The sequence below is a fragment of the Pseudomonas sp. S60 genome (genome assembly GCF_016647865.1).
Classification (GTDB): Bacteria; Pseudomonadota; Gammaproteobacteria; order Pseudomonadales; family Pseudomonadaceae; genus Aquipseudomonas; species Aquipseudomonas parafulva.
In genome coordinates this window covers 165416-183410 of record NZ_JACVVH010000003.1, presented here as the reverse complement: position 1 = coordinate 183410, position 17995 = coordinate 165416, and the positions used below count along the sequence as shown (strand labels likewise).

Annotated in this window: 17 protein-coding genes and 1 pseudogene; 6 read left to right on the top strand and 12 right to left on the bottom strand. The window is 65.0% G+C overall.

Annotation, left to right across the window (positions count from 1 at the left end):
• Positions 1-149 precede the first annotated feature (149 nt).
• Positions 150-302 (bottom strand): annotated as a pseudogene (locus tag IAE33_RS02785) (D-serine/D-alanine/glycine transporter); the annotation flags it as partial.
• 721 nt (positions 303-1023) lie between these two features.
• Between IAE33_RS02785 and IAE33_RS02780 the strand changes: the two are divergent.
• Positions 1024-1311, top strand: a complete 288-nt coding sequence (locus tag IAE33_RS02780) for a hypothetical protein (RefSeq protein ID WP_201162030.1) — start codon at positions 1024-1026, stop codon at positions 1309-1311.
• Positions 1312-1433: 122 nt separating this feature from the next.
• On the opposite strand, the gene cycA is transcribed toward IAE33_RS02780, so the two are convergent.
• From cycA to cbiE, 11 genes are all read right to left on the bottom strand, one after another.
• Complete coding sequence (gene cycA, locus IAE33_RS02775; protein WP_201162028.1) at positions 1434-2840, bottom strand: D-serine/D-alanine/glycine transporter; 1407 nt, start codon at positions 2838-2840, stop codon at positions 1434-1436.
• Positions 2841-3073: 233 nt separating this feature from the next.
• Positions 3074-4438: a PepSY-associated TM helix domain-containing protein gene (locus IAE33_RS02770; RefSeq protein WP_201162026.1), complete on the bottom strand. Its 1365-nt coding sequence runs from the start codon at positions 4436-4438 to the stop codon at positions 3074-3076.
• A 57-nt stretch (positions 4439-4495) separates the two neighbouring features.
• On the bottom strand, positions 4496-6562 hold the full coding sequence (locus tag IAE33_RS02765; RefSeq protein WP_201162024.1) for a TonB-dependent copper receptor: 2067 nt from the start codon (positions 6560-6562) through the stop codon (positions 4496-4498).
• Positions 6563-6626: 64 nt separating this feature from the next.
• On the bottom strand, positions 6627-7067 hold the full coding sequence (locus tag IAE33_RS02760; protein ID WP_028632787.1) for a DUF2946 domain-containing protein: 441 nt from the start codon (positions 7065-7067) through the stop codon (positions 6627-6629).
• A 22-nt stretch (positions 7068-7089) separates the two neighbouring features.
• On the bottom strand, positions 7090-7569 hold the full coding sequence (locus IAE33_RS02755; protein ID WP_201162023.1) for a copper chaperone PCu(A)C: 480 nt from the start codon (positions 7567-7569) through the stop codon (positions 7090-7092).
• 46 nt (positions 7570-7615) lie between these two features.
• The gene (locus tag IAE33_RS02750; protein ID WP_201162021.1) at positions 7616-8005 is read right to left on the bottom strand and encodes a DUF2946 domain-containing protein; all 390 of its coding nucleotides are present in this window, start codon (positions 8003-8005) and stop codon (positions 7616-7618) included.
• Positions 8006-8116: 111 nt separating this feature from the next.
• On the bottom strand, positions 8117-8971 hold the full coding sequence (locus IAE33_RS02745) for an SPFH domain-containing protein (protein ID WP_201162019.1): 855 nt from the start codon (positions 8969-8971) through the stop codon (positions 8117-8119).
• 25 nt (positions 8972-8996) lie between these two features.
• Positions 8997-9434, bottom strand: coding sequence for an NfeD family protein (locus IAE33_RS02740; protein WP_201162017.1), 438 nt, complete (start codon positions 9432-9434; stop codon positions 8997-8999).
• A 176-nt stretch (positions 9435-9610) separates the two neighbouring features.
• On the bottom strand, positions 9611-10333 hold the full coding sequence (locus IAE33_RS02735) for a cobalt-precorrin-6A reductase (RefSeq protein WP_201162015.1): 723 nt from the start codon (positions 10331-10333) through the stop codon (positions 9611-9613).
• Positions 10330-11424 (bottom strand): cobalt-precorrin-5B (C(1))-methyltransferase, encoded by a 1095-nt coding sequence (locus IAE33_RS02730; RefSeq protein WP_201162013.1) that lies wholly within the window; start codon positions 11422-11424, stop codon positions 10330-10332. Before IAE33_RS02730 ends, IAE33_RS02735 begins: the two co-directional genes overlap by 4 nt.
• On the bottom strand, positions 11417-12628 hold the full coding sequence (gene cbiE, locus IAE33_RS02725) for a precorrin-6y C5,15-methyltransferase (decarboxylating) subunit CbiE (protein ID WP_201162011.1): 1212 nt from the start codon (positions 12626-12628) through the stop codon (positions 11417-11419). The genes IAE33_RS02730 and cbiE overlap by 8 nt, the downstream gene beginning before the upstream one ends.
• A 176-nt stretch (positions 12629-12804) precedes the next feature.
• Between cbiE and cobG the strand changes: the two genes are divergently transcribed.
• The 5 genes from cobG (at position 12805) to IAE33_RS02700 (ending at position 17945) form a co-directional block, all read left to right on the top strand.
• Positions 12805-14136: a precorrin-3B synthase gene (gene cobG / locus IAE33_RS02720; RefSeq protein WP_328804776.1), complete on the top strand. Its 1332-nt coding sequence runs from the start codon at positions 12805-12807 to the stop codon at positions 14134-14136.
• Positions 14129-14755, top strand: a complete 627-nt coding sequence (locus IAE33_RS02715; protein ID WP_028632778.1) for a precorrin-8X methylmutase — start codon at positions 14129-14131, stop codon at positions 14753-14755. Before cobG ends, IAE33_RS02715 begins: the two co-directional genes overlap by 8 nt.
• Complete coding sequence (locus tag IAE33_RS02710; RefSeq protein WP_028632777.1) at positions 14755-15486, top strand: precorrin-2 C(20)-methyltransferase; 732 nt, start codon at positions 14755-14757, stop codon at positions 15484-15486. Before IAE33_RS02715 ends, IAE33_RS02710 begins: the two co-directional genes overlap by 1 nt.
• A 2-nt stretch (positions 15487-15488) precedes the next feature.
• Positions 15489-17171: a precorrin-3B C(17)-methyltransferase gene (gene cobJ, locus IAE33_RS02705; RefSeq protein ID WP_201162007.1), complete on the top strand. Its 1683-nt coding sequence runs from the start codon at positions 15489-15491 to the stop codon at positions 17169-17171.
• Between the two features lie 93 nt (positions 17172-17264).
• Positions 17265-17945, top strand: coding sequence for a hypothetical protein (locus tag IAE33_RS02700; protein ID WP_201162006.1), 681 nt, complete (start codon positions 17265-17267; stop codon positions 17943-17945).
• Positions 17946-17995: the final 50 nt, after the last annotated feature.

The window sequence follows — 17995 nt, the reverse complement described above, 5'->3', positions numbered from 1 at the left end:
GGAATGCTTTTCAAAAAGCGGGGGACACGACAACTACCCTGACACCGGGGGGCAACAGCAACAGCAACAGCGAGCTGAAATAAGTGCGCGGTTTAATGGGTAATAAGACTGCTCGCAGTGTGAGGGCCGCTTTGCGGCCCCTTGGGCTGTCAGCCGTTACGTACTGCAGTGCGCGGATGGCGCCTGCGGCGTACGCCCTGATAGGTCACTGCCAGCAGCACGAACCAGATTGGCGTGACTACCAGCGCCGAGCGGGTGTCGGCTTGCAGGCTGAGCAGTACCAGGATGAAGGCGAAGAACATTTGATGATGTTTCTGCTGCTTTGTTACTAATGTGTAGTGAGTTAGATACGAAATCTATAAACTCATCTAATTCCCTGGTAGCTCCAAGGTTTCCGAGCTCAGGATCTGGGCACTTGTAGAACATCCAGCTCCTGTCCTCCCGGTTAAGGCGACAAGAATGAAGTCCTTCCCCTCTTTATATATGCTCAAGTGCTTTTGAAGACGTACTGGCTATCACGTTGCTCATCAGGCCTACCTTGGCTGTTTTTAATACAGACTAGTGGCTTTTTGATGTCGCGGCAATACGCTTGACGCGTCTGCTGACACTGGTATCAAAGCAATCCTCGCGCCATTTCCAAAACCGCGCGCTCGTCGGCCTTACTGACGTGATCCGATCGCAGAAGATTTTGACACAACTTCACTTGTTGATTACCGTGCCCCACCGCAGTAGATTCTGCGGCACGGGATTGGCGTCCCGCTTACAGAGAGAGAACACACGCATCCGCGACTGTGTTCAGCATGGCTGCATCCGTAATGGGCGGACCCGTGTGTGGGAGCCTTCGGGCTCACCGGCTTCTCTGTCCGGCACGCCAACCCGCACGGCTCCGTCCACCATATTGGCGTGTGGGGGCGGAGTGTCATTACAGAGAACCGCAAGGATATGCATCATGCTCAAGAAGATCGTCCCAGATCCACCCTACGCATTTGGATACATCACACCCTGTGACGGTGAGGTGCAGGTATGAGCCAGAATCTCCTCAGTCCGAAGCCCCGGCCAGTTACCGCGATCTCCCATTTTGGCACCTGCAATAACGCGCACCCCCCGGTATTGACCGTGCAGGCAGGCGTCGATAGCGAAGATGCATTGGTTTGTGCAGTGGCGGCGTTGAAAGCGGCGTACGAGACTAATGCTATTGCGCTGGAGAAAGCGCCTGATCCATTACGGAGTTTGCTAACTGCTACAGAGAATTCCCTGGAGAAAGGCTTGGCGCTTGCTGAAGCGGTTTTGGAAGGTTTGGAGCAAAGATAATCTTGCTGCCGGCTGCGCGCCTCTAGGTGCCAATAGGCCTCTGCCACGTCGGCCAAGGTAACTCACGCCCGCTTGGAGAGACCTATCGCTGGGTGAGGGCCGCTTTGCGGCCCCTTGGGCTGTCAGCCGTTACGTACTGCAGTGCGCGGATGGCGCCTGCGGCGTACGCCTTGGTAGGTCACTGCCAGCAGCACGAACCAGATTGGCGTGACCACCAGCGCCGAGCGGGTGTCGGCTTCCAGGCTGAGCAGTACCAGGATGAAAGCGAAGAACGCCAGGCACACGTAGCACATGAAACGGCCGCCCGGCATCTTGTACTTCGAGGCCTGGTGCAGCGGTGCACGGTGCTTGCGGTAGCTCAGGTACGACAGCAGGATCAGCGTCCAGACGAACATGAACAGCACCGCCGACACCGTGGTCACCAGGGTGAACGCCTCGATCACGTTCGGCACCAGGTAGATCAGCACCGCACCCAGCAGCAGGCAGAGGCACGAGAAGTACAGGCCGTTGGCCGGCACGGCGCGGCGCGACAACTTCTCGAACGCTTTGGGGGCGTCGCCCTCCTGGGCCAGGCCAAACAGCATGCGGCTGGTGGAGAACACGCCGCTGTTCGCCGACGAGGCTGCCGAGGTCAGCACCACGAAGTTGATGATGCTGGCTGCTGCCGGCAGGCCGGCCAGCACGAACAGCTCAACGAACGGGCTCTTGCCTGGCACCACGTCACGCCATGGCGTAACGGCCATGATCGCGATCAGCGCAAGCACGTAGAACACGATGATGCGGATCGGGATGGAATTGATCGCCCGGGGCAGGGTGCGCTCAGGGTTCTTGGCTTCGGCGGCGGTGGTGCCCACCAGCTCGATGCCGACGAAGGCGAACACAGCAATCTGGAAGCCGGCGAAGAAGCCCATCACCCCATGCGGGAACATCCCGGCGTCGTTCCACAGGTTGGCCAGTTGCGCAGTACGCCCGCTTGGCGAGGTGAAACCGGTGACCACCATGTACAGGCCGGTGGCGACCAGGCCGAGGATGGCGATGATCTTGATCAGCGCGAACCAGAACTCCATCTCGCCGAACAGCTTGACCGTGACCAGGTTCAGCGACAGCAGCACCGCCACGCAGGTCAGTGCGGGTATCCACTGGGGAAGGTCCGGGAACCAGAATTGCGTGTAGGCAGCGATGGCGACCACGTCGGCGATGCCAGTGACCACCCAGCAGAACCAGTACGTCCAGCCGGTGAAGTAGCCGGCCCATGGGCCGAGCAGGTCGGCGGAAAAGTCGATGAACGATTTGTAGTTCAGGTTCGACAGCAGCAACTCGCCCATGGCACGCATGACGAAGAACAGCATGAAGCCGATGATCATGTAGACGAAGATGATCGACGGGCCGGCCAGGCTGATGGTCTTGCCCGAGCCCATGAACAGGCCGGTGCCGATGGCGCCACCGATGGCGATCAGCTGGATGTGGCGGTTGGTGAGGTTGCGCTGCAGGTGCTGTTCTTCAGGGGGGGTGGGTACGGTTTGCGTCATAGGCTGCATTCCCTTGTAAAGGTCTGTCTTCTTGTCTGAGCTAGCCGGCTAGGCTAACACGCTCGTCCCATTTCGGGGCGCGACAGATCGACTCGACTTTTGGGTAGCAGGGGGGGCGCAGAATTGTGCTTGGGCGTGTTCGGCGTGGCGGGTGCAGCGCTTGCGAGATCAAGCGCCGCCTGCGCGGCGCTCGGTTTCACAGGCGCAGACCCTGTTACGGCCAACCAGACAAATCACACACTGGCTATGGCCTTGCGCTTCATTACCAGGCTATCGACCACCCACAAGGCAATCATCGATATCCCCACCAACGGAAACAACACGCCTAGCACCAGCATCACCGCAACCGCCGCCTTCCAGCGTGGCAGGTCATGGCGCAAGGGGGGGACGCCCAGGCCGCCAGTAGGGCGGCGTTGCCACCACATCACCAACCCGCTCACCGAGCCCAGCAGAATCATCAGGCATATCAGCAGAATGATGACTTGGTTGACCGCACCAAACATTCGGCCTTCGTGCAGCATCACGCCCAGCTCGGTGGCCCGTGCCACAGGGCTGTAGTCCTGCCAGCGCACGTCGGCCAGCACATTGCCGGTGTACTGGTCTACATGCAGGGTGGCGTCGTTGCGTGGGTCGTCGGCGAACACGGCCACGGTGAATACGCCCTCGGCGGTGGTGGGCAGGGTGATGCTGTAACCCGGCTCGACCTGGCGCGAAGTGGCGATATCCTCCACCTGCTGCACGCTGACCTGGGGTGCGGCGGGCATGTTCGACATACCGTGGTGGCCTGCGTGCTCGGCGTGGGCACCAGACTGCGGCATCGGCGTGTTCTCCATGGCCCATGGTACGGTCTGGCGGTGGGCGCTGTTCAGCGCGCCCGCCTGCTGGTCCGATTTCGGCACGTCGTTCCACATGGCAGCCGGAAAACGGTTCCACAGTTCGGCGTACTGCTTGCCCCACAGCCCGGTCCAGGTCATGCCACTGAGCAGCATCAGCAATAGCAGGGCCGAGCCCCAGAAGCCGCTGACCGCATGCAGGTCGCGCCACAGCAATCGCCCACGGGCCGCCAACCGTGGCCACAGCACGCCACCGCCCTTGCGCCCGCGTGGCCACCACAAGTAAAGGCCCGACACCACCAGCACGATGCCCCACCCTGCTGCGAGCTCCACCAGCCGGTCACCCACGGTGCCTACCATCAGCTCGCCATGCAGGGCGCGGGCAATGGCCTGCAGGTTGCGCTTGGCATCCTGCTCGCCCAGCACCTTGCCGCTGTACGGGTTGACGAAGACGTTCAGCTCGCGCCCGTCTTCATGCACAACAAACTGTGCGCTGCGTGTGGGGGTGGCAGGCGGCAGGTATTGGCCGACATGCCCCTGGGGGTGGGCCTTGCGAACCTCGGCCAGCATCACGTCCGCACCTTGTCGGTGATGACCGGCTTCGACCACCATCAGGTCGCGGTACAGCAATGGGTCCAGTTGCGGCTTGAACAGGTAGATGATCCCGGTGATCGCCAGCAGGATCATGAACGGGGCCACGAACAGCCCCGCATAGAAATGCCAACGCCAGGCCAGGTTGTAGAATGAAACGCGTGTTCCTCTCATGGGAACCTCCTGTATGAACAGCCGTTGGGCGCAGCATTGCCGCGCCCTTTATTGTTGTCAGAAGCTGAAGTCGACTTTGGTCCAGAGCGTTCTGCCGGGTTCATTGACCGGCTGCGGGTCGCTGGCCGGGTAGCCGAAACCGGCGTTGCCGGCAAGGTTCAGGTGCTCGGCGTAGGCTTTGTTGAACAGGTTGTCCACCCCGGCGCTCAGCTTGAGGTTTTTGCTCACCTTGTAGGCACCGTTCAGCGAGAACACGCCAAAGCCTGCGCTGGTGCCATAGTCCTTGCCCACCACGTTGCCCTGGTTGCGGGCGATGCGGTTTTGCTCGTCCACCAGGCGCCAGAGGGCACCGGCGCTCCAGGCGTCACGGGTATAGGTGAGGCCCAGGCGGCTTTCCAGTGGTGGCATCTGCGGCAGCGCCTTGCCATCGCTGCTGTTCTTGCCCCAGGCATAGGCCAGCGTGGCGTCGGCCTTCCAGGTATCGGTCAGCTGGTACGCAGCACCCAGTTCGCCGCCCATGATGCGGGCGTCGACGTTCTGCGCCTGGGAGGTGGTCATGCCCATCATGCCGGTGCGGTAGTCGAACAGAATGTAGTCGCGCACCTGCCCCACGTAGCCTGAGGCCCAGGCTTCCAGGCGCTCGCCACGGTACTGGATACCGAAGTCGAGCTGGGTGGTCTTCTCAGGCTTGATGCCATCGAAGGCATTGGCAGCGCCGGCCGGTGCCGTCTTCGGCGAGAACAGCTCCCAATAGTCAGGGAACCGCTGGGCATGACCCAGGCCGATGTAGGCGGTTGCCGGTAGCGATGCCAGGTCATGCTCATAGCGGACGAAACCGCTGGGCAGGGTATCGGCACGGGTGTCGTTTTCAGTGGCACTGCCCTTGCGGAAGTCGCGAGCCGAGGCCCGGTCCAGCCGGGCGCCGGTGATCAGGCGGTCTTCACCGCTGACGTACCAGGTCAGCTCGCCGAAGGCCCCATAGTTGTGGAAGTCGGCATCCTTGGTCCAGGGCTGGCCACGGTGCGCGTCCACGCCCATGCCGCCACGCTTGCGGTGTTCGTTGGTCTGCGCGTCGATGCCGCTGATCAATTGCACGTCGGCCCAGCGCCAGGTGGCCTTGATGCGCGCGCCGAGGGTGCGGCGGTCAACGTTGCTGACCATGGGCATGCCCATCATGCCTTTGCCTGACGGCGTGCGCAGGCTGTAGTTGTCCATCACGTGGTCGGCGTAGTTGTAGTAGACCTGGGCTTCGACCTTGTCGAGCACCTCACCCAGGTTGGATTTTTCGAAGCGCAGGCCCAGGCTTTCGCGCTTGAACTGCGAGCCGTCCATGCCACGGCCGGCATAGCGGGCCTCGCCATCACCTTTGCCAGCGGTCAGCTCCAGCAGGGTGTCGGCGTCGGGCGTCCAGCCCAGGGCGACGTCGCCGTTCCATTTGTCCCAGCGCGACGGCACGTGGTGGCCGTTGCCGTCCTTGTAGTCACCGGAGCGCGACTGGTTGCCCACAAAGCGGGCATAGGCCTGGCTGTTGCCGGCAGCGGCGTCCACCACCTTGTCGAAACGGCCATTGGAACCGGTCAACAGGCTGGCGTTGACGCGGCTGCCCAGGGTGCCGAACTTTTCCGGCTCGCGTTCGAACAAAATGGTGCCTGCCGAGCCGCCTGGGCCCCAGATCACGCTTTGCGGGCCTTTGATCACCGTCAGGCGGTCATAGGTTTCCGGCGAGATATACGACGTAGGGGCGTCCATGCGGTTGGGGCAGGCGCCCAGCATCAGGCCGCCATTGGTGAGGATGTTCAGGCGTGAGCCGAACATGCCGCGCAGTACCGGGTCGCCATTGGTACCGCCGGCGCGTATGGCCGAGAAGCCCGGGATGGTCTTGAGGTAGTCGGCGCCGTCACTGGCGGGCACGGGCTGGCGCGGGTCCTTGGGGTTGGTGACCACGGTCAGGGGCGAACTGGGGGCCACGGCGGTAATCACCGTGGGGCTGAGCTCGGGGGCATCGATGAGGTGGCCTGCATGTGCGGGGTCGGCGGCCAGGGCCACGGGGGCCAGCAGCGAGCCGCAGAGCACGGCGATGGTCCCACGCAGGGACAGGGCAAAAACAGGGGTGCAGCCGTACATAATGATTCCAGTCGATCAGTCATAAGGGGGCGCGAAGCCTCGTGGCCTCGTACGCGAAAGGGTTTCAGACGCTGATCGGGAATGGCGGGGCGCGGCTGCGCGCACCGGGGAATACAGCCTGCCGGGCATGGCCCTGGTGCGTGGTCGCCGGGGTGGGGGAGGTGGGCGTAATGCCCGCAACACTGAGCGGGCTGAGGGTTTGTGGCAGTGCAGGGCAATTGAAGAGCAGGCTGCAATAGCCGCACTTCTCCCACATCACATGCAGCTGGCCGTCACTGCCCTGGCCGTGATGGCCGTCACCATGATCGTGCGCAGCCGGCATCGGCATGTCCATGGGCATGTTCATGCTCATGGGCATGCCCGCCGAGTGGTCCATCGGCATCGACTGCGATATCAGCGGGCCGATAAAGATCATCCACATGGCGAACAGGCTCAGCCATCCGCCACCGACGCGCCTGCTATCAGGGCGGGTGGTACGGCGTGGGCTGTTGCGCGGCAGGCTCATGGCCAGTGCCTGTCAGCAGGTATCAGTGCTTGTGGGCTTCAGGCTGGCCCGCAGGGGCTTGCTGCTGCACGGCCACATCCACGGTGACGTCACCGGCCTTTTCGAAGTGCAGGGTCAGCGGGAAGCGTTTTCCGTCGGTGAGCAGGCTGCGGTCCTTGGGGTTCATCAGCATCACGTGGTAAGCACTGGGCGCGAACACCAGGTCTTGCCCTGCAGGCACCACCACGCTGGGCACCTGTTGCATCTTCATGGCACCGCTGGCGCCCATGGCGTGCTCGTGCAGCTGCGTGTCATCGCTGATGGGGCTGTCGGCGCCTAGCAGGCGGTCGTCAGCCTTGCCATTGTTGTGCACCACGAAATACGCGGCGACATTGGGCGCATTGGGGGGAAGCTGTAGCGACCAGGGGTGCGCGATGTGCAGGTCGCCCACGCTGTATTCGTGAGCATTGGCGAAGGTGGCAGGCAGCAGCAGGGCGGCCGCGACAAGGGCGTGCTTGAGCATGGTGAATCTCCGAGATGATGATGTTCAGGCGCAACGCGTGAAGCAATCAGGCCAGCGGAGAGGCACGTGGGTTTAGCGCAGGCCAGAGCTGGCGTGGCGTGGGTGTGTATTGGGCAGGGGGTGACAGCGTTCCGGCCAAACGCACTGGCGGGCTGTGCAGTTGCAGGGGCGGGGTGGGCAGGGCAAGCAAGGGGGCTGCACCCGAGCAGCACCAGCAGTTCATCAGGCTGGCACTGTCGTCGCTTTGCGGACCGAGGTCGATCTTGGCCAGGGCCTGGACATCGACGTTGGCCTTGCTGGCCATGCTGGAACAGAATGCCCCCCACAGCAGCTGCTCTGCCGGGCCCTTGGGCGCAGCAGAAGACAGCGGCATGGCCAGCAGGTTGAACAGCACTGCAAGGCAGGCTATCCAGGCAATGTGCCGACGTGGGGGCATGGAGAGATCCGGTCAGGAATCGTGGTGGCTATTGTAAGCGCGAGTATAGGCAAAAATGCCGGGGTGCGGTGACGTGACGCAGGGGTCGGGGGCTCGGCGCCCCCGGTCGCCTCACACCTTGTTGCGGCCCATCAGCCCGCGCACGGTTTCCTGCAGGTCTGCTGGCAGCACCACCACCTTGGCATTGTTGCTGCTGGCCAGGTTTTCCATGGCACCGATGTAGCGCTCGCCCAGCAGGTACATGGCCGGTACGGTCTCGTTGCCCACCGCGTCCTTCACCATCGAGATGGACCGGGCAGAAGCGTCGGCCAGGCTGATTTGCGCTTCGGCGTCCAGCCTGGCGGCCTGCAGGCGTGCTTCTGCTTCCAGGATCGCCGCCTGCTTGGCGCCTTCGGCGCGGGTGACGTCGGCCTTGCGCTCACGCTCGGCAGCCGCCTGGCGCTCCATGGCCAGCTGCATGTTCTCGGAAGGTTTGATGTCCTGGATTTCTACCGAACGAACGGTCACGCCCCAGTCCTCGGTCTGCTCCGACATGGCTTCGCGCAGGCGCGCCTTGATCTGCTCACGGCTGGACAGCGCTTCGTCCAGGTCCATGGCGCCGACGATGGCCCGCAGCGAAGTCATGGTCAGGCTGGTGACGGCAAACGCGTAGTTCTGCACCCCATAGGACGCCTTTTGCGGGTCGACGACCTTGGCGAAGCACAGCGCGTTGGCAACGATCACGGCGTTGTCGCGGGTGATGATTTCCTGCTCTTGCACATCGAGGATGATGTCCTTGGTGGGCAGGCGGTAGGCAACCACGTCCATGTACGGGATGACGACATTCAGGCCGGGCTTGAGGGTGGTGTGGTAGCGGCCCAGCCGCTCGACCACCCATTCCTCGCCCTGAGGCACGATACGCACCCCCTTGAACACGGTGATGAGTACGAACAGGGCGATGGCGCCGACGACGATGAGACTGGTCATGGTGACAAATTCCTTTTTTACGGATTCAGGCCCGGATGACCCGGGCGATATTGCCCTCGATGGCGGTAAGGCGTACCCGTTCGCCGGCGAGGATGTCGCTGTCGGCGATGCAGACCCATTCTTCGTTGCCCAGGATGGGCTTCTGGAAGCGCACCCGGCCCTTGTGGAACTCGGACACGGCGGCTGTGAGCAGCCCGACCTCACCGATAACGCTGGCGGCTGTCCAGCGCACGTCCGGTTGCTTGCGCCGGAACACCTTGAACCACAGTGCCGTGGTGGCCGAGGACAGCACGACCCACAGCAGCCCCTGCATGTCCAGTTGAAGATCGGGGAATGCCAGTGCGATCAGCGACACCAGCACGGCGCCGATGCCGAACCAGAGGATGAAGAACGTTGGCAGGACCAGCTCGAGCAATATCAGCGCGATGCCGAACACCAGCCAGATCCACCATTGCATTTCCATATGGTTAGCGCCTTCCAGAGGGGGTGCCCGAGTTTACGGCAGCAGTGCCAATCCGGCCACGTCCAAACCGTCAGAAACATCGCCCACCATTGTAGGAGCGAGCGCAGCTCGCGATGGGCTGCACCGCAGCCCCAGCAATCCCCACCTCATCTAGGGAATCGCCGAGGAACCCGCAATCAGTCCACCCCCAACGCCGCCGCCAGCTCCGCCCCGCTATAAAACACCCGCTCCACCTCGGCCAGCACTGGCCGCTTCAGGATCAACACCGGCACACCCAGCCCCCGCGCTACCTCCAGCTTGGGCTCCGTGGCCAGGCTGCCGCTGTTCTTGCTGACCAGCACGTCGATACCCCGGCTGGTGAACAACGCCCGCTCATCCTCCAGCTGAAACGGCCCACGCGCACCTATCACTTCGCAACGCGCGTTGCCCGGGCAGGCCTGCAGGGCGCGCAAGGTCCAGAACTGCGTCGGTGGAATCTCGTGCAGGTGTTGCAGGGGCTCACGGCCCAAGGTGAACAGGGGGCGGCTGAACGGCGCCAGCTGGGTGATCAACGCCGCCCAGCCGTCCACTTCTCGCCAGTCGTCCCCCGCCTGCGCCTGCCAGGCCGGACGGCGCAGGGCCCAGCAGGGGATACCGGCCATGCGTGCCGCGCTGGCAGCATTGGCGCTGATTTGCGCTGCGTACGGGTGGGTGGCATCGACCAGCAGCGTAATACCGGCTTCACGTAGGTAACTGGCCAGCCCCGGCGCGCCGCCAAACCCACCTACCCGCACTTGGCAGTGCAGGTCGTCCGGCACACGGCCGATGCCGGCCAGGCTGTAGATGTGCTGCGGCCCCAGCAGCCGGGCGATGGCCAGGGCCTCGGTGATGCCGCCGAGCAACAGGATGCGCTGGCTCATTGCGCACCTGCCCGGCCGACGATGCCGCCCTGGCGATCAATGGCAACCACCTCTACCTGGACCTGGGCCGGTACCACGCTGCGGGCAAAAGCCAGCGCGTGGGCGCATACCGCATCGCCCAGTGGCACGCCTGCCGCATGGGCCATTGCCAGCGCCTGCTGGCTGGTGTTAGCGGCGATGATGGCGGCCTGCAGCGCAGGGGCGGCGCCCACTGCCGCTGCCCAGCCGGCCAACTGCGGCAGGTCGATGCTGGAATGGCGGCTGTGCAAGTCCATGTGCCCGGCGGCCAGCTTGCTGATCTTGCCGAACCCCCCGCACAGGGTCAGGCGTGGCACCGGTACCTTGCGCAGGTGCTTGAGCACCGCGCCAACGAAGTCGCCCATCTCGATCAGGGCGATTTCCGGCAGCCCGTACACCCGGCGCATGGTGTCCTCGCTGGCGTTGCCAGTGCACGCAGCAATATGGGTATAGCCATTGGTGTGGGCCACATCGATACCTTGGTGAATGGAGGCGATGTACGCTGCGCACGAGAACGGGCGCACGATGCCGCTGGTGCCCAGGATGGACAGGCCACCCAGAATGCCCAGGCGCGGGTTCATGGTTTTCAGGGCCAACTGCTCGCCCCCCTGCACGTTCACCGTCACCTCGAAACCGCCCGTATAGCCGCATTCGGCACCTAGAGCGTGCAGGTGCTCGGTGATCATGCGCCGGGGCACCGGGTTGATGGCCGGCTCGCCCACCGCCAGTACCAGGCCCGGGCGGGTGACGGTGCCTACACCGATACCGGCGACGAAGCGTGTGCCTGGCTCGGTCAGCAACCGCACCTGGCTGTAGAGCAGGGCGCCGTGGGTCACGTCTGGGTCGTCGCCTGCGTCTTTGAGCGTGCCGGCCTCCGCGCTGCCGTCGGCCAGGCGGCAGAACTCCAGGCGCATCTGCACCACTTTGCCCTTGGGCAGGGTGATGCTGACCGCATCGCTGGCTACCCCGGTCAGCAGCAGGCGTGCGGCCGCCAGGCTGGTGGCGGTGGCGCAGCTGCCGGTGGTGAGGCCGCTGCGCAGCGGCGCGGGCTGCTCGCGGGTTTCTTCACGCATCAACGGCTTTTACCGCTTCGAGCAGGGTGATGGGCAGCGCCTGACGCCACGTGTCGAATGCCCCCAGCGGCTGCGCGTGGGCCACATGGATGCGGGTCAGCTCGCCACCGTGCTGTTCGCGAAAATGCGCAAGGGCCAGCTCGCTTTGCAACGTCACCGCATTGGCCACCAGCCGCCCCCCAGGGCGCAGGCTTGCCCAGCACTGCGCCAGCACCCCTTCACGGGTGACGCCGCCGCCAATGAAGATGGCATCAGGTTGCTCCAGCCCTTGCAACGCTGCTGGCGCCTTGCCGCGCACCAGTTGCAGGCCTGGCACACCCAACGCATCGCGGTTGTGCTCGATCAGGCCCTGGCGGCCTTCGTCAGCCTCGATGGCCAGGGCCCGGCAGGCCGGGTGCGCGCGCATCCATTCGATGCCGATCGAGCCGCAGCCTGCGCCCACGTCCCACAGCAGCTCGCCGGGTTGCGGTGCCAGGCGGGCGAGAGTGATAGCCCGCACGTCGCGCTTGGTCAGTTGCCCGTCGTGGCGGTAGGCGGCATCGGGCAGCCCGGCCAGGCGGTGTAGCTGCGGGGTAGCGGGGCTGGCGATGCACTCGACAGCCACCAGGTTCAACGCGGCCGTCGCCGGGTGAGGCCAGCCTTGGGCGCTGCCTTCCAGCCTGCGCTCGGCGTCGCCGCCCAGGTGTTCGAACACCCGCAGCCGGCTGGGGCCGAAACCCCGCTCGCACAGCAGTGCGGCGATGGCGGCCGGGCTGTCGCCGTCGTTGCTCAAGACGAACAGCCGGTTGCCGCTGTGCAGATGGGCATTGAGCGCAGCCAGCGGCCTTGCCACCAGCGACACCACCTGCACCTCCTGCAGCGGCCAACCCAGGCGGGCGGCGGCCAGGGCGCAGGAAGAGGGCATCGAAAGCACGTGCATTTCGCCCGGCTGCACCTGGCGTGCCAGGCTGGCACCCACGCCGTAGAACATCGGGTCACCACTGGCCAGCACGCAGACCTGCTCGCCACGCAGGGCCAGCACCGGCGCCAGCGAGAACGGGCTTGGCCAACCCAGCCGCTCGCCTGCCACGCAGCGGGGCAGCAGGGCCAGCTGGCGCGGGCTGCCGAAGATGCGCGTTGCGCCCAGCAGGGCGCGCCGGGCCTGCTTGCCAAGGCCAGTGAAGCCGTCTTCGCCGATGCCTACTACTGTCAGCCAGGGTGCCATGTGTTTCATTCCGCCATTGTTGAGGCCGCTGCTCGCCCCTGTGGGAGCGGTTTTACCCGCGAAGGGGGCGGGGTTTTCCAACCCAGAGCCAAGGGTGCTCGACCACCGGCTTTTCATGCCGGCAGACAAAGCAGGCATAATACCGCGCCTTCTACACTCAAGCGCAGTTTCACGGATTGCCGGACACCCCTTTGATGCAGGCTCGAACCCCACACCCTTCGCCCCGCCCCTCGGCCTGCCCGGGGCTGTGGCGTATCGTCAGCGCGCTGGATGGCGGCATCTGCCGCGTCAAACTGCCTGGCGGGCTGCTGCTGGCCGACCAGGCCGACGCCGTGGCCGCTGCGGCTGAACGCTTTGCGGGTGGGGTGATCGAGGCCACCAACCGGGGCAACCTGCAGATCCGTGGTGTAGGCAGCGATCACCAGGGCCTGGTGCAGGCCCTGCTCGCCGCGGGCCTAGGCCCGCGCGAGGCAGCCGGTGACGATGTGCGCAACCTGATGCTCAGCCCCTTGGCCGGCCATGACCCGGCCATGCTGCTTGATGCCCGGCCGTTGGCCGGGCAGATCCTCGACCTGCTCGAAGGCACCCCGCGTTATCACCAGTTATCGGCCAAATTTGCCGTGCAACTGGACGCGGGTGAGCGCCTGGCCATGCTGGAACACCCCCATGACCTGTGGCTGTCTGCCCTGCGCGTGGAGGGGCAAACCTGGCTGGCGTTCGGCCTGGCGAGCTGCCCGGCTGATGGCCAGGTGCTTGGCGCGGTGCCGGTGGCGCATGGCCTGGCATTGGTACGTGGGGTGCTGGAGCGTTTTCTGGACCTGGCGACACCGGCGCAGACGCGCATGCGCCACCTGCTGGGCGAGTGTCCACCTGCGGCGTTCGTCGACGGGCTTGGCCTGCCCATCCGCCGCGATGCTGCCGTGCTCGGCTGGCGCCGCCAGCCCTGCCAGGTGTCGTGGCTGGGGCTGCTGCCCCAGGCGCAGGGGCTGGCATTGGGTGTAGCCCCGCCCCAGGGCCGCCTGACGCCGGCCATGCTGCGTGCAGCGGCCCAGGTGGCGCGCCAGCAGGGTGATGGCAGCCTGCGCATGAGCCCCTGGCAAAGCCTGGTGCTGACCAACCTCGACGCCAACGGCCACGAGCAGGCCCAGGCCACCCTGGCAGCGGCCGGCCTGATGTGCGACGGCCAGCAACCGCTGGCGCGCATCAGTGCCTGTACCGGCGCCAGCGGCTGCGCCAAAGCCATGGCCGAAACCAAGGCAGATGCCGTTGCCCTGGCTGCCTTGCTGGGCCCGGGCGCCCCGGGCAGCGTGCACCTCAGTGGCTGCGAGCGTTCCTGCGCGGTGGCCCACGTTGCCCCGGTCACCTTGCTGGCGCGTGCCCCTGGCCGCTACGACCTGTACCTGCGCAACCCCCGTCAACCGGGGTTTGGCGCCTTGCGCGCCACCGACATTACCTTGAATGAAGCAGGCGCCATGCTCGCCCTGCCGACGGAGCACCTTGATGATTGACTACATCCGCGATGGTCAGGAGATCTATCGCAATTCCTTCCGGATCATCCGTGAGGAAGCACGGCTGGAGCGGATCCCCGCAGACCTCGAAAAGCTCGCTGTACGGGTGATCCATGCCTGCGGCATGGTCGACGCCATCGACGGCCTGCAATTTTCCGAAGGCGCAGGCCAGGCGGGGCGCCAGGCGCTGCTGGGCGGTGCACCGATCCTCTGCGATGCGCACATGGTGGCTGAAGGCATTACCCGGGCGCGCCTGCCAGCCAACAACCCGGTCATCTGCACCCTGCGCGACCCCAGCGTTCCAGCGCTGGCCAAGGAAGCCGGCAATACCCGTTCGGCCGTCGCCCTGGAACTGTGGCGGCCGCACCTGGAAGGCAGTGTGGTGGTGATTGGCAATGCCCCCACTGCGCTGTTCTATTTGCTGGAAATGCTCGACGCCGGCGCCCCGCGCCCGGCGCTGATCCTGGGCTTCCCGGTAGGCTTCGTGGGCGCCGCGGAATCCAAGGCAATGCTGGCCGCCGACAGCCGCGGCGTTCCGTTCGTGATCATGCAAGGCCGCCTGGGGGGCAGTGCGATGGCCGCTGCTGCCGTCAACGCCCTGGCCACGGAGGTGGAGTGATGGCCCCGCGTGGAAGGCTGATCGGCCTGGGTGTAGGCCCTGGCGACCCCGAGCTGATCACCCTCAAGGCCCTGCGACTGCTGCGTGAGTCCCCAGTGGTGGGTTATTTCGTGGCCAAGGGCAAGCGCGGCAATGCTTTCGGCATCATCGAAGCGCACCTGCAGGCCGAGCAGACGCTGCTGCCACTGGTTTACCCGGTGACCACCGAGGTGCTGCCTGCCCCCCTGTCCTACGAGCAGGTGATCAGCGACTTCTACGACGAAGCCAGCGTGCAGGTTGCCGAGCACCTGGATGCCGGGCGCGACGTGGCGGTCATCTGCGAGGGCGACCCGTTCTTCTACGGCTCCTACATGTACCTGCACGACCGGCTGGCCCAGCGCTATGAAGCCGAGGTAGTGCCGGGCGTGTGCTCCATGCTCGGTGGCGCGTCCGTGCTGGGCGCGCCGCTGGTGTATCGCAACCAGAGTTTGTCTGTGCTCTCTGGCGTGTTGCCGGCAGAAGAGCTCAAGCGCCGCCTGGCCGACGCCGACGCGGCGGTGATCATGAAGCTTGGCCGCAACTTCCCCAAGGTGCGCCAGGTACTCGCCGAGCTTGGCCTGGACCGCCGTGCGCTGTACGTGGAACGGGCGACCATGGCCAACCAGAAGATCGTGCCGCTGGACGCTGTCGACCCGCAATCGTCGCCGTATTTCTCGCTGATTATCGTGCCGGGTGAAAAATGGCAGGGGTGAACATGCACAGGGCGCCGGCTATCGTCGTACTGGGGCCGGGCAGTCTGGCCACGGCGCAGCGCATTCAGCAGCGCTACCCCCAGGCGCGTATCCACGGCCTGGCCGGCCGCGTTCCGGGCGCGGATGCGTACTACACCGCGTTCGGCGATACCTTGCGTGGCCTGTATGAAGACGGCACGCCCCTCATTGCCCTGTGCGCTGCGGGTATCGTGATTCGCAGCCTTGCCGGCGTACTTGGCGACAAGGACGACGAGCCGCCGGTGCTGGCCGTCGCCGAAGACGGTAGCGCCGTGGTGCCGTTGCTCGGGGGCCTGGCCGGGGTAAACCGGATGGCCCGCGAAATCGCCGAACAGTTGGGTGCCACACCGGCCATCACCACCAGCGGCGAGCTGCGCTTCGGTACCTGCCTGCTGAACCCGCCCGCGGGCTATGCACTGGCTGACCTGGAGCAGGGCAAGCGCTTTGTTTCCGACCTGCTGGCCGGCGAGCCCGTGCGCATAGCAGGCGAGGCGCCATGGTTGATACAGGCGCAGTTACCGGCCAGTGACGCGGCCACCCGCACCATTCATGTGGGCTGCGAAGCACGCCCGGCCAGCCGCGATGAACTGCTCATCCACCCGCGCTCGGTGGTGGCAGGCGTTGCCGGTGGCCGCTTGGCTAACCTGCCTGAAGTGTTGCAGCAGGCGGGCATCGCGCCGCTTTCGCTGGCCTGTGTGCTGGCCGACGAGCAGGACATGGCCGATGCCGATTTGCATCAAGCCGCGCAGGCGCTTGGCGTGGCCCTGCGGTTCGCGCCAAGCCCAACAGGGCTGGCGAACATGGTTGCAGCTGCCGTGCCCGGTGCCCGGCTGATCGAACAGCCGGGCCTGGTGATCGGTGTGGCGCCAGCGCCGGTCGATGTCGCTGGGGTGGGGCGCCGACGCGGCCGGCTGGCGGTGATTGGCCTGGGCCCCGGGGCAGCCGAGCTGATGGTGCCGGCAGTCAAGGCCGAGCTGGCACAGGCCGAGGATGTGCTGGGGTATGAGACCTACGTGCGCATGGCCGGCCCGTTTCGCGACGACCAGGTGGTGCACTGCACCGATAACCGTGAAGAAATGCAGCGTGCCCGCCATGCCTTCCGGCTGGCCGCCGAAGGCCGCTCGGTGGTGGTGGTGTCGTCAGGCGACCCCGGCGTATTCGCCATGGCGGCTGCTGTACTCGAAGCACTGCACGCCTCCGACGACCCTGCGTGGCACCGGGTTGACTTGCAGATGCTGCCCGGCGTTTCGGCATGCCTTGCCACTGCCGCACAGGCTGGCGCGCCGCTGGGGCACGACTTCTGTGTGATGTCGCTGTCGGACAACCTCAAGCCGTGGTCGATCATCGAGAAACGCCTCGACCTGGCTGCCCAGGCGGACCTGGTGCTGGCGTTCTACAACCCCATTTCCAAAGCCCGCCCTCACCAGCTGGGCACAGCATTGGAAGTGGTGCGTCGCCATCGCGAAGGGCGCACGCCTGTAGTCCTTGGCCGTGATATCGGTAGGCCGGGGCAGACACTGCGGGTAGTCACCCTGGACGAACTGGTGCCCGAAATGGTCGATATGCGCACCATGGTACTGGTTGGCTCGTCGACCACCTGCGTATTCCCGAGGACTTCGGGCGGGGTCTGGGCCTATACCCCGCGCTGGTACCCCGGCGCTGGCTAGCTGCTCTGGAAACCCTTCAGCGCGCCGCCTTGTCGGCGTGCTGGATAAGGTGATTACCCCTGCTCTCAGGGGTAATCACCAAGGAGTTTGCAGATGTCCGATGCAACACAAATCACAACCAACGATTCCGCCATCCTGGTCGAAGGCAACCTGCTGGCCTGCGGCGCAGGCATGTCCACGCAAAGCCGCCACGATGTGAAGAACGCCTTTCACTTCGCCACCCTGGTAGCTGATAAGGCCTTCGATGCGGAAAAACAGTCGCGCGAGTGGTACGACAAATTCGTCGATGTGATGCGCGACCTGGGCTTTACCATCCCCAAGCGCAGTTTCGAGCTGGAAACCTCGGCAGAGTTGTCGGTGACCGTGGGTGCAGTCGCCATCCGCGCCATCGGCGTGGCGGGCAATGCCATCCTCGGCGGCACCAAGCTCGGCGGCCTGGCCAAGCTGGCGTTCGACAAGCTCACCACCGTGCAGGATGACGCCAAGGTGGTCGACCATAAACGCCAGAACAAGGCCCGCGGCATGGTCGGCATGGCCGCCTGTATCGAAACCGCCAACAACGATGTGGTGATGGTGGTCAGTTGCGTCCAGGCCTCGGCACCCAAGCTGGACGATGACGTGCTGGGCATCCAGTGGAAGCTGGACAAGACCCATTACTACGCAGGCACCGCGGTGCTCACGCTGAACAACTTCGTCTACGACAAAGTGCGCGAAACCGTGGAAAACAAGCTCGGCGTGCGCAGCGTCGAGAACGTGCTGCAGTACGACATCTGATCGCCGGGCGGCGCTGTGACGGCGCCGCCTTTCCTGGGTTTACCGAAGAG